At 67.6% G+C, this 13,644-nt stretch carries 12 protein-coding genes; 4 read left to right on the top strand and 8 right to left on the bottom strand.

Features of this window, described 5'->3' with window-relative positions; translation table 11 throughout:
- Nucleotides 1-208: 208 nt before the first annotated feature.
- Together ACSC1R_RS17130 and ACSC1R_RS17125 are read right to left on the bottom strand one after the other, a co-directional pair.
- Entirely contained in the window at nt 209-1,909 is a 1,701-nt protein-coding gene (locus ACSC1R_RS17130) for a YcaO-like family protein (RefSeq protein WP_439026936.1), read from the bottom strand.
- Nucleotides 1,910-1,969: 60 nt separating this feature from the next.
- Nucleotides 1,970-2,116 carry a hypothetical protein gene (locus tag ACSC1R_RS17125; protein WP_439026935.1) on the bottom strand — a complete coding sequence of 49 codons (147 nt, stop codon included), beginning with the start codon at nt 2,114-2,116 and terminating at the stop codon, nt 1,970-1,972.
- A 116-nt stretch (nt 2,117-2,232) separates the two neighbouring features.
- Between ACSC1R_RS17125 and ACSC1R_RS17120 the strand changes: the two genes are divergently transcribed.
- Together ACSC1R_RS17120 and ACSC1R_RS17115 are read left to right on the top strand one after the other, a co-directional pair.
- Entirely contained in the window at nt 2,233-2,574 is a 342-nt protein-coding gene (locus ACSC1R_RS17120) for a cupin domain-containing protein (RefSeq protein ID WP_439026934.1), read from the top strand.
- 72 nt (nt 2,575-2,646) lie between these two features.
- Nucleotides 2,647-3,231, top strand: coding sequence for an MBL fold metallo-hydrolase (locus ACSC1R_RS17115; RefSeq protein WP_439026933.1), 585 nt, complete (start codon nt 2,647-2,649; stop codon nt 3,229-3,231).
- A gap of 20 nt (nt 3,232-3,251) precedes the next feature.
- On the opposite strand, the gene ACSC1R_RS17110 is transcribed toward ACSC1R_RS17115, so the two are convergent.
- Entirely contained in the window at nt 3,252-4,055 is an 804-nt protein-coding gene (locus tag ACSC1R_RS17110) for an ATPase (protein ID WP_439026932.1), read from the bottom strand.
- Nucleotides 4,052-4,318 carry a DUF5827 family protein gene (locus ACSC1R_RS17105; RefSeq protein WP_439026931.1) on the bottom strand — a complete coding sequence of 89 codons (267 nt, stop codon included), beginning with the start codon at nt 4,316-4,318 and terminating at the stop codon, nt 4,052-4,054. Before ACSC1R_RS17105 ends, ACSC1R_RS17110 begins: the two co-directional genes overlap by 4 nt.
- 428 nt (nt 4,319-4,746) lie before the next feature.
- On the opposite strand from ACSC1R_RS17105, the gene ACSC1R_RS17100 reads away from it, so the two are divergent.
- On the top strand, nt 4,747-6,558 hold the full coding sequence (locus tag ACSC1R_RS17100; RefSeq protein WP_439026930.1) for a histidine kinase N-terminal 7TM domain-containing protein: 1,812 nt from the start codon (nt 4,747-4,749) through the stop codon (nt 6,556-6,558).
- 44 nt (nt 6,559-6,602) lie between these two features.
- Nucleotides 6,603-8,375 (top strand): sensor histidine kinase, encoded by a 1,773-nt coding sequence (locus tag ACSC1R_RS17095; protein ID WP_439026929.1) that lies wholly within the window; start codon nt 6,603-6,605, stop codon nt 8,373-8,375.
- 28 nt (nt 8,376-8,403) lie between these two features.
- Here ACSC1R_RS17095 and sod read toward each other — a convergent pair whose 3' ends face one another.
- The 4 genes from sod to ACSC1R_RS17075 form a co-directional block, all read right to left on the bottom strand.
- The gene (sod, locus tag ACSC1R_RS17090; protein ID WP_439026928.1) at nt 8,404-9,015 is read right to left on the bottom strand and encodes a superoxide dismutase; all 612 of its coding nucleotides are present in this window, start codon (nt 9,013-9,015) and stop codon (nt 8,404-8,406) included.
- A 62-nt stretch (nt 9,016-9,077) separates the two neighbouring features.
- Nucleotides 9,078-10,769 (bottom strand): histidine kinase N-terminal 7TM domain-containing protein, encoded by a 1,692-nt coding sequence (locus tag ACSC1R_RS17085; protein ID WP_439026927.1) that lies wholly within the window; start codon nt 10,767-10,769, stop codon nt 9,078-9,080.
- A gap of 99 nt (nt 10,770-10,868) precedes the next feature.
- Nucleotides 10,869-11,774, bottom strand: a complete 906-nt coding sequence (locus ACSC1R_RS17080; RefSeq protein ID WP_439026926.1) for a UbiA family prenyltransferase — start codon at nt 11,772-11,774, stop codon at nt 10,869-10,871.
- A 136-nt stretch (nt 11,775-11,910) separates the two neighbouring features.
- Complete coding sequence (locus ACSC1R_RS17075) at nt 11,911-13,605, bottom strand: histidine kinase N-terminal 7TM domain-containing protein (RefSeq protein WP_439026925.1); 1,695 nt, start codon at nt 13,603-13,605, stop codon at nt 11,911-11,913.
- Nucleotides 13,606-13,644 lie beyond the last annotated feature (39 nt).

Here is a 13,644-nt window from a genome sequence, read left to right as displayed (position 1 = left end):
TCGATACCGATGGTCTCTGGGGAGACCTGCGACCGTGTCAGGGACCCACCACAGGTCGCACAGCTGAGGTCGAACTCTGAGACGACCCCCTCCCCCTCTCTGGATAGCTCTGTCATGGCAGTAAATGGCACACCAGTTGGGGAGTACGAACTCGACTCGCATAAAATTACGCGTCCCCGAGGTGTCTTTTCGCTGATACGGATCTCCGTCAGGGATACGGGTGGTGGCGGCGGTTCAGCCGCGGTTCGAACCCGAGCGATTCGGGGACGGTCTCCGCACGGTCGCCGAAGGCGGGGTCGTCGGTGAACAGTGGCTGTGCACCGGGGACGACGACACGGACCGCCTCGAAGCCGGCCCGGGCCACGTCGGGAGGTGTGAGTCGGGCGGCGTACGGCGTCAGGCCGGCATCGGTGACACGGGCGACGAGGTCGGAGACGGCCTCGGCACCGGTCGCGGGGGCAGCCGGACCGACGCTCGCCGCCGGCACCGGCCCGCCGGCCTCCAGGAAGTCGGCGGCTGCGGACGGGAAGTCTGCGAAGGCGGCGATGGCTCCCGGTTCGTTCGTCGCCTGCGAGCGCCCCATCGACCGGAGTTCCATCCAGTTCTGGAGCGCCTCGGCGAGTCCCGAGCGTGCTGCGGCGACCGGGTCGAGCGCGGCCCCGGAGCCGACGGCGAACGCGGGCCAGTCACCGCCCTCCCGGTGGACGGCGACCGCGACGACCGGCACGTCCACGTCCTGTGTGACCAGCAGGGCGGTCGTCTCGAGCCCTTCCGACCGCGCCCGCCGCGCGAGCGTCTGGTAGTCCTCGTCGTCGACCCGGAGTTCGAGCGGTTCGAACGTCGAGTACCACGCGAGCATCGTCGCGTCCCGTTCGAGCACCTCCGTCAGCCCGGAGACGAGCGCGTCCGCGCCCGAGGTGCCGAGCCCCAGACCGGTCGTGATGGCGTCTGTGTAGCGCTCCTCCGGCGGCGGGAACTGCACGAGTTCGGCCGGAATCGGGACTTCGTCGCCCGACGCGAGGTTCTCACCCGGCACCCACGGAATCGGTTCGTCGGGGTCGACCGCTGGGGCGTCGTCGCGGCGGACCACGGCGTCAGGTGACACCCCGCCATCGACCATCGCGGGCGGCATCGACTGGAACTCGCTCGTCCGATAGACCGCCGAGGAGTAGCGTTCCAGCGCCTCGCCGACGGCCTTCATGAACGCGCTGTTCCAGTCGTCGTCGACGCCGGCAGCCTGCTTCGGTGCGCTCGCGTCGCTGTAGACGCTGGTCTCGGCGTTCGTCGCGAGGTAGTACGGGGCCGGGAACGACTCGACCTCGCCGATGTCGCTGACCAGCCCGACCCGTGGGTCGAGTGTCTGCTCCGCCCGGCCGACCGCGTCGTCCAGGCTCACGTCCTCGTGGTCGTGGCGGACCGTCCGGTCGCGACTGGCACAGCAGCCCGGAACCGGGAGGAACGTGCGGTTCTGATGTGGGAGTTCGTGGACCGCGCCGACCACGTCGCCCTCCTCGGCGAGGAACCCGACCGCCTGCCGGCCAGCGACCGCGCCCGCCAGTCGAGCCGTCGGGCTGTCGACCTCGCCCTCGTCCGTCTCCCGGGCGTTCGAGGCGACCCGTGCCCGCAGACAGTCGTAACAGCCGTCTCCCGATTCCAGTCCAGTGACCGCGGCGTCGACGCCCGCGACGGGCGCCCCGCCGATGCCGCCGAGTTCGACCGCCAGCCACGGCCCGTCCGAAACCTCGTTCGCGGTCTCGAACGACTCGTCGCCGACCGGGCCGACGACGACGGCGAGGTCACCTCCGTCGATGGCGTCCGGGTCGACGCGCTCGGACGCGGCGTCCATGTCGGCCAGTGCCGCCATCACGGCCTCGGCCGCCGGTCCGTCACCTGCGATACGTACGTTCATGCCCCAGCGTGCTCGGGGCGGGGAGAAAAGTGCGACGCTCCGGGGCTCCGGAGCCGGGGGTCAGATGTGTTCCTCTTCGAGCACCCAGCCGAGCGCCCGCTTGTAGTACGTGAACATCTGCTTGACGCCTTCGTGTTTCATGTCCTCGTCGGCGAGCTGGTCCTTGAGGAACTCGTACTGCTCGCGAATCTCGGCTTCGTCGCGCATACCGTCACCTCCGTGTTCCGCCCGGAAGTGTGTTTCTTCCGTCAGGCTGGGGGACCCGGCCACCCTGCGTACTCCCGCCCCACTTTGATGCCGGAGGCGGCCGAACCGCGGGACGTATGAGCTACACAAAAGCAGGCACCGGCGACGTGGACTCGGTGATGGACGAGGAGTACGGCGGGATGTGGTTCCTCCGCGACGCCCTCGACGCCGAGCACGTCGGTGTGACGGTCATGGAGATGGAGCCTGGTTGCAAAGGCAAGGAGCACGACCACTCTCACGACGGCCAGGAAGAGGTGTACGTCGTGGTCGACGGGCGCGTGGACGTGATGCTCGGCGACGAGACGGTCACGGTCGAGACTGACGAGGCGCTCCGGGTATCGGCCGACGAGCGGCGACAGCTCCACAACCCGTACGACGAGGCGGCGAAGCTGGTGCTCGTCGGGGGCAGCGGGAAGTAACGGCCGCGTTCGACCCGGGACGACTCGGCCGCGAGCGGAACCGTCAAACGCCTCGCACCAGTAGGCAGGCACATGATATCCAACCTCGCCGCAGGCGTGCAGGCGTTCACCAGCAACGTCTTCTACGTGTCCGGTGACCGCCGCGTGCTGGTCGATGCGGGCGCGAACTTCGACGTGGTCTCGAAGATAGAAGACCGTGGGGGCATCGACGCGGTCGTCATGACCCACACGCATCCGGACCACGTCGGCAACCTCGCCGACGTGAAGGAGGCCTTCGGCGTCGAGGCGTGGGGCTTCGACACCGACCAGCCGGGCATCGACCACGCAATCGCCGATGGGGAGTCGGTGCGCATCGGCGACCACGAGTACGAGGCGTTGCACACACCGGGGCACAAGAACGACCACCTCTGCTTCTACAGCGACGACGCCGGCGTGCTGTTCGCGGGCGACCTCATCTTCCAGAACGGGAGCTTCGGCCGCACGGACCTCGAAGAGGGAGACCACGCGGCGCTCATCGAGAGCATCGAGCGCGTCCAGGAGCGCGTCGACGAGGACTTCCGCGAGATGCACGTCGGCCACGGCCCGTCCGTGACGAACAACCCGTACGGGCACGTCGAGGCCGCCCTGCAGATGGCGTCCTCTGCGTTCCGGCGGTAGGCCAGATACGAGGTCAGTAATCAGGAGAGTGCCGCGGTCACGACCGCCTCGTAGGCCACCTCGTAGGCGTCGGCGACCCGTTCAGGGTCGGCTCTGGCGTCGCTTTTGAGGGCCGGGAGCCTGACGGTCGCGAGCGGGTCGCAGTACGAGACCACGTCGGAGACGCGTTCTTCCAGTTGTCCCTCGTGGGGGCTGCCGCCGACCGCTTCGCAGGCGCGGGCGTAGCGCTCGCCGCCGAACACCCGGACGCGTTCGGGCTCGACCACGGCGACGGCGTCGAACGACACCTCCCGGATGGGCAGTGCGATGTCGGCGTAGGACTCGACGACTGCCCGGTCACGGGCCAGAATCTCCGCGCGGATTTCGGCGAACGCGGTCGTGTGGCGCTCGGCCATCACGCTGTTCAGTTCCGCGAGCGACTCGACTCTCGTCGCATCGTCGAGGGGCAGGTGCTCGCGAGCGCTCTCGGGGAGGTCGGCGTTCGCGTTGACGACGTACTCGTCGCCGACGCGGTCGAGGAGGAAGCGCCGGTGGCTCGCGCCGAGCATCCCGGAATCCGTACCGGGCGCGGGTCGCCAGAGCCGATGGAGGGGATTCAGGTCCTCCGGTTCGACGGGGTCGGGACTGGCGGCTGCGAGCCGCCTCGCGTCCTTCCCGTAGAGCCGACCGTCCGCGATGGCGTGCTCGTAATCGTCGTGGTCGAACCAGTAGTCGTTGCCGGCGCGAGGTTTGAACCCCGTCGCGCCGAGGGTCGCACAGAGGCCGGTCGAGAACGTCGTCTTGCCCGCATCGACGCGGGCGTCACCGGCGACGAGGAGTCTCATTCTTTCAGGCCGTAGTAGCCGGGTTCCTCGTCACTGCGAGGAGTGGCGACCACGAGGTCGTCGGCGTTGCGCATGACCCACGGGATGGCCCAGTCGAGCAGGATGTCCTCGGTGTCGCGGTCGAGGTCGGCGTCGGTGTCGAGGCCCTGGAGGAGCCGGGCTATCTCGTAGACGGTGTACATCTGGTCGTCGTCGAGCAGTTCGTCTGGTGTGTAGAAGTCACACGGGTGGAGTTTCTCGAACTCCGACTTCGGGACGGGCATGCGCACGGGTACGATAGTTGCACTCCTAAACCGTACGGTCCCGGGTCGTGGTGTGTGGGCCGTCCCCGGAGAGTGGTTATGAAGGGTGGGTGGCGGGGACGACCGACACGGGTGTGGTGGCCCCACACGCCGATTGCGCCGACGCCGTGACACGGAACAGTGGGATGACAGTGCAGTGTGGCATGGCAGTGGGAGTGTCTGGCTCGTCGGCGACTAGGATGCTCGGGTAGGACCGCATAAAACTGTCGAGTAGAATATATTTTGGGGCATGGAATCCGGGGGACGACTCGGTATGTCACTGTTCCGCAATCGAGCACCCACTGTCGAAATCCGTGTCTTCGAGTTCGCCCCGCGTGAGACGGCCGGAAACCTGTCGCTCAGCGGCCGAAGCAGCTATACGTGTAATTACACTCATTAATAAACAGTTCATGAGTGGTTTGTTTACAATCGGTGGCGTGACGTACGGGCTGTACGACCTCGTGCTCGTCCTGTCCATCCTCGCGTCGGGAGCGGCGGGGACGCTCGCCTGGAAGAACAGACAGAAACCCATCGCCAGACCACTGGTCGTGATGATGGCGTCGTCCATCGTCTGGGGCGGCGGTTCCCTCGTTTACCGGTACGGGGCCCTGAGTGGGTCCTACGAGTTCGCCCTCCTTGGCTCCCAGCTGGTGTACCTCGGTATCCCGGTCGTCGTGGCCGCGTGGTTCGTCCTGGCGCTACGCTACGCTGGCCGGGAGGACCTCGTCGACGCTCGATTACTGGCCGCGCTCGCGGTGGTCCCCATCGGGGTCAACGTCCTCGTCTGGACCGCGCCGATGCACTCGCTCTGGTGGAGTAACGTCGGCCCAGGGACCGACACCGTCATCCAGTACGGTGACGGCTACGGTATCCCGTACTACCTCCACTTCGCCTACGGCTACCTGCTCACCCTGGCGGGTGCCGTGCTCGTCTTCCGGCAGGTCGCACGCTCGAAATCGCTCTACCGCGGACAGGCGTTCTCGATGGGTATCGCGGCCCTCATGCCGCTGGTCGGGAACGTCGCGTTCTTCGGGCTCACCGCGGCCGGTGACGCGGTGCCCGACCTCACCCCACTCGTCGGGTTCACCCGCGTCCCCGACTTCACCCCCGTCATGTTCGCCATCAGCGGCGTCGCGCTCGTCGCGGGCATCTTCCGATTCGGCCTGACCGAGGTCGCCCCGGTCGCCCGCGCGACCGTCCTCGACAACATCACCGACGGGGTGTTCGTCCTCGACACCGACGACCAGTTCGTCGAGGTGAACCCCCGCGCCAAGGAGATACTCGGTGTCGAAGCCGAACGGGTCGTCGGCCGCTCGCTGGCCGACGTACTCGGTGACAACGAGGCACTGTACCAGCGCTACGTTAACGCCGACGAGGTGGCCGAAGAGATACGCGTCGAAACCGACGACGGGCCGCGGTACTTCGAAGTCGAGGTTTCGGCCCTGTCGTCGGAGCGGGGCCAGCGCGTCGGTCGCCTGTTCATCGTCCGGGACGTGACCGACCGGACCCACCGCGAGCAGGAACTCGAACGGCAGAACGAACAGCTGGAGCGGTTCACCTCCATCGTGAGCCACGACCTGCGCCGACCGCTCGCACGCGCCGAAGAGACACTCGTCCGGGGTCTCCGCCAGGGCGACCGCGGCGAACTCCGGGAGACTCGCAAGGCGCTCTCGACCATGGACGCCATCGTCGAGGACATGCTGACGCTGGCCCAGCAGGGCGAGAGCATCGGCGACGACGACCAGGAGTTCTTCCCGCTTCGCGACGTCGCCCGCGAGGCGTGGAACCACCTCGACACCGGTGGGGCGAGCCTGACCGTGCAGGACGACCAGTACGTCCGCGCCGACCGCCGTCGGCTCGTCCGGTTGTTCGAGAACCTGTTCGAGAATTCGGTCGAGCACGTGGGTCCACGTGCAGCAGCCGACGGCGGCGAAGACCCCACCACGGCCGACAGCGTGCACGTCCGCGTCGGGACGCTCGAATCGACGGGGTCGGTCCTGCGCCCCGGCGAGCAGGGCTTCTACGTTGAGGACGACGGGCCCGGCATCGCAGTCCCCGACAGAGAGCGCGTCCTCGAAGCTGGCTTCTCCGGCGACGACGATACGGGCCTCGGGCTGGCCATCGTCGCCTCTATCGCGGACGCACACGGCTGGGACGTCGCAGTTACCGACGGCACGGCCGGCGGTGCCCGCTTCGAGTTCACCGGTGCCGTGGTCGACTGAGCCGGCCAGCGAATCTAAGTGACGGTATCGACAATCCGTGGACGATGCACGCCTGGGCCGCGACGCTTTTCGTCCCGCTTTCCTCGCTCACTCCCGTGGTCAGGCTCTCGCTCCAGGTGGTGTTCACCGTCGGCCTGCCCATCTCGCTCGCCGTCGCCCTCCTCGCGTGGCGGAACCGGCCCGCACCCGGCGCTCGTCCCCTGGCGGTGTTCATGCTGGCGATGGCGCTGTGGTTCGGGACGGTCCTCGGGTCGTCGCTGGTCCCGGGAACCGACCTCTCGCTCCTGTTGACCAGGGTGCTGTACGTCGGCATCGTCACCATCATCCCGGCCTGGTACGTGCTCGCACTGGAGTACACCGGTCGTCCAGACCTGGTGACGCGTCGTCGCCTCGGCCTGTTCGCCGCGGTCGGACTCGTCACCGTCGCCCTCGTGTTCGCGTACCCCGAGGTCCGGTTGTTCTGGTCGGACGTGACGCCCATCGGTGAGTTGCCACCGGGCGAGACGGCCTCGATCAGCGGCCACCGGTTCAGCCACGGCCCCGCGTTCTGGGTCGTGTTCGCGTACGGGACTGCCCTGCTCTCGGCCGGAACCTACCACCTGCTCCGGCACCTCTACTACGCACAGGACGTCTACCGCCGACAGGGTGGCGCGCTGATGGTGGCGGTCGCCGCCCCCTGGGCGGCCAACGCGTTCTACGTCGCAGACCTCACGCCGTTCGACCCGACCCCGTTCGGCCTGTTCGCCTCGGGACTCGCGTTCACGTGGGCGATGGTCCGCTTTCGCTTCCTCGACCTGTCCCCGGTCGCCCGCGAGGCCGTCGTGGAGAACATGCGCGACGGTGTGTTCGTTCTCGACGACGACGGCCGCTTCGTCGACGTCAACGCGGCCGCCCGGGAACTGCTCGCCCTCGACGGGACGGCGGTCATCGGCGAGCGAATCGGCGCGGTGCTCGACGACCGCTACCGACCGGTGGCCGACGTCGCCGTCACCGCGACCGAGGACTCCCGGACGACCGTCGCGGTCGACACCGAGTGCGGGACGCGGTACTTCGACGTGCAGGCCGCGTCACAGCGGAACGGGCGTGGCCACGCAGTCGGCCGTCTGTTCCTGCTCCGCGACATCACGGTCCGGAAGACCAGAGAGCAGGAACTCGAACGCCAGAACGAACAGTTAGAACGGTTCGCGAGCCTCGTCAGCCACGACCTGCGCAACCCACTCAACGTCGCGGAGGGCTACGTCGAGGTGACGCGCGAGACGGGCGACCTCGCCCACCTCGACGAGGTGACGGTCTCACACCACCGGATGCGGGACATCATCGACGACGTGCTGTCGCTCGCCCGTGCTGGCCAGACCATCGAATCGACCGCGCCCGTCTCGCTGGCGTCGCTGGCACGAGACGCCTGGGCGACCGTCGACACCGGTACCGGGACGCTCGTCGTCGACGGCGACTGCACCCTCCTCGCGGACGAACGGCAACTGCGGCGCGCACTGGAGAACCTGTTCCGGAACTCGATAGAGCACACTGCCGCCGGTGTCCGGGTCCGCGTCGGTCCGATACCCGGTGACGCCCCGGGGTTCTACGTCGAAGACGACGGCCCTGGTATCCCCGCTCCGGACCGTGAGCAGGTGCTCGAAGACGGGTACTCGACGAACGACGACGGGACCGGTCTCGGCCTCTCTATCGTCCGGAGCATCGTCGAAGGACACGGCTGGACACTGCGCGTTGCCGACGGCCGTGACGGGGGCGCACGGTTCGAAGTCGAGGGGACGACGGCGGCGCGTGAACGCGTCGCTCCCGGACTCGCAGACGACTAACAAAAAGTGTGGTTGTACGGCTCGTCGCTTACTCGAAGTGCGCCGTGCACTTCTCGTACTCTTCGGCGACCTTGTCCCAGTTCACGACGTCGAAGAAGCCCTCGACGAAGGAACCGCGGTCCGGGCCGTAGTCGTAGTAGTAGGAGTGCTCCCAGACGTCACAGGCGAGGATGGGGTGTGCACCCCAGAGCGCGCCCTGGTCGTGCTTGTCGACCTTGACGTTGCGGAGCTGCTTGGCGACCGGGTCGTAGACGAGCAGTGCCCAGCCACCGGCGGCCGAGGCGGCTGCCTCGAACTCGCCTTTCCAGCCCTCGTAGGAGCCGAAGTCGGCCTCGATGCGGTCGCGGAGGTCACCCTCCGGCTCACCGCCGCCGTTCGGGGACATGTTCTCCCAGAACAGCGTGTGGAGGTAGTGTCCACAGCCGTTGTGCGTCACGTTGCCCAGCGCACCGGCCGTCGACGAGTAGTCGCCGGACTCACGGTTCTCCGCGAGTGTCTCTTCGGCCGCGTTGAGACCGTTCACGTAGCCCTGATGGTGCGTGTCGTGATGCCACGTGAGGACCTGCTCGGAGATGGCAGGTTCGAGTGCGTCGTAATCGTACGGAAGCGGCGGAAGTTCGGCGTCGGATTTCTCAGCCATTTGTATCACCCAGTGGGATACTTCACACGATAGCCGTTTAAAAGTTTAGAAGGCGGGTGCTATCACTCGACGTTCACCATCTCCCCGTCACGTTCGGTCGTACCGACCGTCGGGACGTGGACGGTGACCGCGTTCCCGGTGTCGCCGTGGGATTCGAAATCGAGGGTCCCCTCCATGGCTCTGGTCCCCCAGACGACCAGCCAGAGGTCCAGCCCGCTCGCGTGGTCCAGCGGTGTCTCCGTGCCGGTCTCGAGGACGGCTCGCTCCGCTGTGGAGATGGGTGGGCCGTCGTCGGCGACGGTGATGGAGACGTACCCCTCCGTGTCGGACGCGACGAACACCCGGACGTGTGGGTCGGTGTCGCCGTCGGTCGAAACGGCCGCCGTGAGGAGGTGACGCAGGACGGGTTCGATCGTTCGTCGGCAGTGAATCTGGTGCGTCCCGGTCCACCGCGTGGTGAACACCGCGTCCGGGTTGGCGGTCTCCAGCTGGTCGAGGAGCCGGTCGACGACCGCCCGGAGTTCGACCGTCGGCGAACGCTCGGGCGTGTCGAGCAGGTCCTCTATCTCCCGGGCGGTGTCCCCCAGCGACGCGACTTCCTGCGCCGTTTCGGCGATGGTGTTCGCGAGGGCGACGTCTGCATCGTCGTCGAGCCGTGACTCCAGCTCCTCGGCACAGCCACCCACGACGTTCATCTCGTTGCGGAGATTGTGCCGGAGGACACGATTGAGGACGTTCAGGCGCTGTTCGTCCTGTTCCCGCTTCGTCACGTCTCGCATCGTGATGACCTCCCCGAGTTGCCGGCCGTGAGCGTCGTCGATGGCCGAGACGCGAACGTCGAAGTGCCGGTCACCCGTGCGTGAGTCGACGGTCACGGTCTCACCGTCGGTCGTGCCGTCGGGGAACCCGGGGACGATGTCGTTGGCGTCGCGGCCGAGCGCCGTCGCAGCCGAGAACCCGACGACGGTCGCCGCGGCCGGGTTCATGTCCACGATACGGGCGCGGTTGTCGACGACGACGACGGGGTCGTACATCCCGTCTACGACGAAGTCACGGGCGATACGGTCGGGGACGGGGACCGCCTCGAACAGGTCGAGCTGGGTCAACGCGAGGTAGCTGGCGACTCCGGTGACGAGGAACGCCATCGGCGTCGGGTCCACACCGATCATACCTGACAGGTCGAAGATGTGGACGAGGTTGCCGACCCAGGGAGCGACGATGGCGACGAGGAGCGCGGTCGACTGTTTGCGGTGGGTCGCGCTGCGGCCGGCCAGCAGGCCGACGAAGAGTGCCGACCCGACGAGTGTGAGCAGGTACGAGTACCCGATACCGAGGTAGAAGGCCGGACCGAACACGTGGTCGACGGTGTAGAGGTCGCCGTCCTGGACGAGTTCGATCGACCGGTAGAGAAGGTCGTGGTGCTCGAAACTGAAGACGAGTCCGGCGACGGCGGCGGGGACGACGAGGAGGGCGGCAACCGTCTTCCGGTTCACCCACCGGTCGTGCCCCGTGTAATCGAGGGCGAACAGCACCCAGAACACCGGAATCGAGAGGCTCGCGAGCCACTGGAGTTTCATCAGCGGCCGCCGCGCCGGGAGCGTCGTGACCGGTAGCTCGAACGCGTAGAACGCGGCCCACCAGGCCACACCGACGAGGAGGAGCGTCAACCAGGTCGCCCCCGGCTTCGGGCGCTGTCTGTAGGCGAACAGCGCGACGACTCCGGCGACGACCGCTGACACGAGGAGCAAACTCATGGCGGTGAGCGTATGTGACATCTTGCGAACGGTACGTGTGTGAACCATATCATCGGCATCGAACTTAACTGGACTGGTGATATCGAGTACTGATTCGCTTCAGAGCAACACGACGACGCCGACGAGCATGATGGGGTACTCCAGGTCTCGCCAGGCACACAGTCTGGAGAGGTCGACGTCGCGCCCGACCAGCGCCGTCACGAGCAGGGAGTAGCCCACCGCCGGGAGCAGCGCCAGTATCGCGTCATCGCCGAGCGCGCCGAGCATGCCCGCGCCGAGCAGGAGGGCGATGGTCGCGCCGTCGAGTCCGTAGAGGACGGTCTGGGCCCGGTCGATGCCCAGCCGGGTCGGGAGCGTGCTGACGCCCTCGCGGCGGTCACCGGCCACGTCGCGGGCGTTGAGGACTTCACCGGCGACGACCGTCTGGAGGAAGAAGAACGCACAGAGGGTGAACGCGGGGGCACCGGGGAGTCGGTCGGCGTAGGCGACCGGGATGAAGGTGACGTAGACGGCCCAGGCGGCCGCGACGAGGACCGTGTTGAGCAGGAACACGTCCTTGAGCCGTTTTCCACCGTCGTAGGGGAGCCACTCGGCGCTGTAGAGGACCGCGGCCGCGGCGGGGACGAGCGTCAGCGCGACCGCGGTCGGCCCTTCGAGTGCGGCCAGGACCACTGCGAGCCCGTAGCCGCCCACGGTCGCCAGGGTGAGGACCTGTCGGTGGCGTGCGACGAACGCGGCCCGGTCGGGGCAGTTCACGGCGTCCTCGGCGTCGACGAGTTTGTTCGACCCGTACACGCCGAAGGTGACGAGGAACGCGAGAGCAACGGCAGGTGAAAGCGAGACCGACAGCAACGCACTGACGACGACGACCTTCGTTGCCGCCACCGTCCCGTCGAGCAGTGACGTGTGGACCGCGACGGAGGCCGCGGTCTCGAACGCCTCGGACGGGTCTGGAACCCGGTGGAGGATTGACTGGTTGCTGAACCGGTCGTTGGATTGACTCATCTGATACCATCGGACATCGCCAAAGGTGATAAGTCTGGGGGTGACACGAGGTCGTCATCGAACGACCGGTGTCACAACTGCTCGGAACGGAGTTCAACTCGAAGAACGGTCGAGTGGTCGCCGCCGGGTCGGCTCCTCAGTTGCCGGCAGACCAGTCGGTCTCGTCAACCAGGGGGAGTCGGAGTTCGACCCGTGACGTGGCAGAGTCGGGAACGACCACCGACCCACCGAGGTGGTCGACGCCCCAGTGGACGAGCCACAGGGAGAGCTCGCCCGGGTCGGCATCGTCCACATCGGGCGTGACGATACCGTCACACAGCACCGCACGGCCCTGATGGGACCTGACCGGGCCACTGTCGGTCACGCTGACAGTGACTTCCTCGGCGGCTTCGTCGACCCGGACGTCGACGGTCACCGTCGGCTCTGGCCCGGTCGCCCGCGCGGCAGCATCGTTCACGAGCGCCCGGAACACGGGTTCGAACAGGGCTCCACAGTACGCCCACTCGCCCAGCGGCGCGTCGAGGCTCACGTCGACCCGAGGATGGCGGTCCCGGACCCGGTCGAGTTCGGCTCCCACGATGGGTACGATGTCCGCGGGCGGGTCAGAGACCGAATCGCCGAGCAGTGGTTCGAACTCCTCCGCGACGGAGCCGAGTTCGAGGGCGTCACGTGCCCGTTGCTGGAGGTCGGTCACGACCTCGTCGTCCTCGCGAATCTCGTCGGCGTGGCTGTACACCGCGTCCATCTCCTCCCGCAAGGTCCGCCGCAGGACGCGGTTGAGTGTCTCCGTCCGGCGTTCGCGTCGGCGCCGGTCGGTGACGTCGTGGAAGGTCAACACCCAGCCGGTCACGTTGTCCCGACGGTCCCGCAACGTGCTCGCGGTCGCGTCGAAGTACCGCGTCTCGCCGTCGACAGTCCGCTCGACGGTCGGCACGTCGCCGCCGTCGGCGAGTGTCTCGATGACGACGGCGTCCGGCAGGACCGCCTCGGCATCGTGCCCGACCACGGCAGGACCGAGGAGGCGCTGGGCGGTCGGGTTCGCGTCGACGACACGCCGGGTCCCGTCGAGGACGACGACCGCGTCGTCGAGCCGTTCGATGACGCGGTCGGGTGCGACCTGTGAGGCGACGGGGTCAGACTCCAGAAAGCCGAACTGGCCCACGGCGGCGATGCCGAGCGCGGCCGACCCGATGAACCCGAACGGCGTCAGGTTCACCTGCGGAACCGGCCCAGGGTGGGTGTGATACAGCACCTGCATGACGAACGGGATGCAGACGGCAAGCACCAGCACGCCCGCCTGTTTCCGGTAGAGGGACGTGCTGTCGAGCGCCAGCGTGAGGAGCAACGTCGCCCCCACGGCGAGCAACAGGTACGAGTAGGTGGTGAACACCCAGAAACCGAGGCCGAAAGTCCCTTCGAACTGGGCGACGCCGGCCGTCGTCACGACCCACCGGTCGTCCCACATGAGCCCGAGCTGTGGATTCGTCCAGACACCGAGGACGGCCATCGCCGGGACGATAGAGAGGGCGGCGGCCGACTTCCACGTGACGTACCGGTCGCGCCCGGTGTACCCCAGTGCGAACAGGAGCCAGGCGGTCGGCACGGCGGCGAGACCGGGATACTGGAGCCGGACGAGCAGGTAGTGCAGGCGCTCGTCCGTCGTCCACATCCCGGCCGCTGCCGTCGCGACCCACCAGGTCACGCCGAAGAGCATCACCAGAAACGGTCTGGCACCCGGACGGTCGCGGTACCGCCACGACACGGCGGTGAACGCGGCCGAGAGGACGACACCGAAGAGCGCGGCGAAGTGAAGCGGTGTCGCGACTGTCATCGATTCGTTCGCGTCGACCCGTATCGGACCCGCGACCGA

This window comes from Haloarchaeobius ordinarius, assembly GCF_051801355.1.
Lineage (GTDB): Archaea > Halobacteriota > Halobacteria > Halobacteriales > Natrialbaceae > Haloarchaeobius.
The sequence above is the reverse complement of the archived record's forward strand: the minus strand, read 5'-3'. Positions and strand labels throughout refer to the sequence as shown.

Bases quoted from the DNA above. Each gene is read 5' to 3' on its own strand.
- ACSC1R_RS17130 (WP_439026936.1), bottom strand. From the start codon at position 1,909: ATGAACGTACGTATCGCAGGTGACGGACCGGCGGCCGAGGCCGTGATG.
- ACSC1R_RS17125 (WP_439026935.1), bottom strand. From the start codon at position 2,116: ATGCGCGACGAAGCCGAGATTCGCGAGCAGTACGAGTTCCTCAAGGAC.
- ACSC1R_RS17120 (WP_439026934.1), top strand. From the start codon at position 2,233: ATGAGCTACACAAAAGCAGGCACCGGCGACGTGGACTCGGTGATGGAC.
- ACSC1R_RS17115 (WP_439026933.1), top strand. From the start codon at position 2,647: ATGATATCCAACCTCGCCGCAGGCGTGCAGGCGTTCACCAGCAACGTC.
- ACSC1R_RS17110 (WP_439026932.1), bottom strand. From the start codon at position 4,055: ATGAGACTCCTCGTCGCCGGTGACGCCCGCGTCGATGCGGGCAAGACG.
- ACSC1R_RS17105 (WP_439026931.1), bottom strand. From the start codon at position 4,318: ATGCCCGTCCCGAAGTCGGAGTTCGAGAAACTCCACCCGTGTGACTTC.
- ACSC1R_RS17100 (WP_439026930.1), top strand. From the start codon at position 4,747: ATGAGTGGTTTGTTTACAATCGGTGGCGTGACGTACGGGCTGTACGAC.
- ACSC1R_RS17095 (WP_439026929.1), top strand. From the start codon at position 6,603: ATGCACGCCTGGGCCGCGACGCTTTTCGTCCCGCTTTCCTCGCTCACT.
- sod (WP_439026928.1), bottom strand. From the start codon at position 9,015: ATGGCTGAGAAATCCGACGCCGAACTTCCGCCGCTTCCGTACGATTAC.
- ACSC1R_RS17085 (WP_439026927.1), bottom strand. From the start codon at position 10,769: ATGAGTTTGCTCCTCGTGTCAGCGGTCGTCGCCGGAGTCGTCGCGCTG.
- ACSC1R_RS17080 (WP_439026926.1), bottom strand. From the start codon at position 11,774: ATGAGTCAATCCAACGACCGGTTCAGCAACCAGTCAATCCTCCACCGG.
- ACSC1R_RS17075 (WP_439026925.1), bottom strand. From the start codon at position 13,605: ATGACAGTCGCGACACCGCTTCACTTCGCCGCGCTCTTCGGTGTCGTC.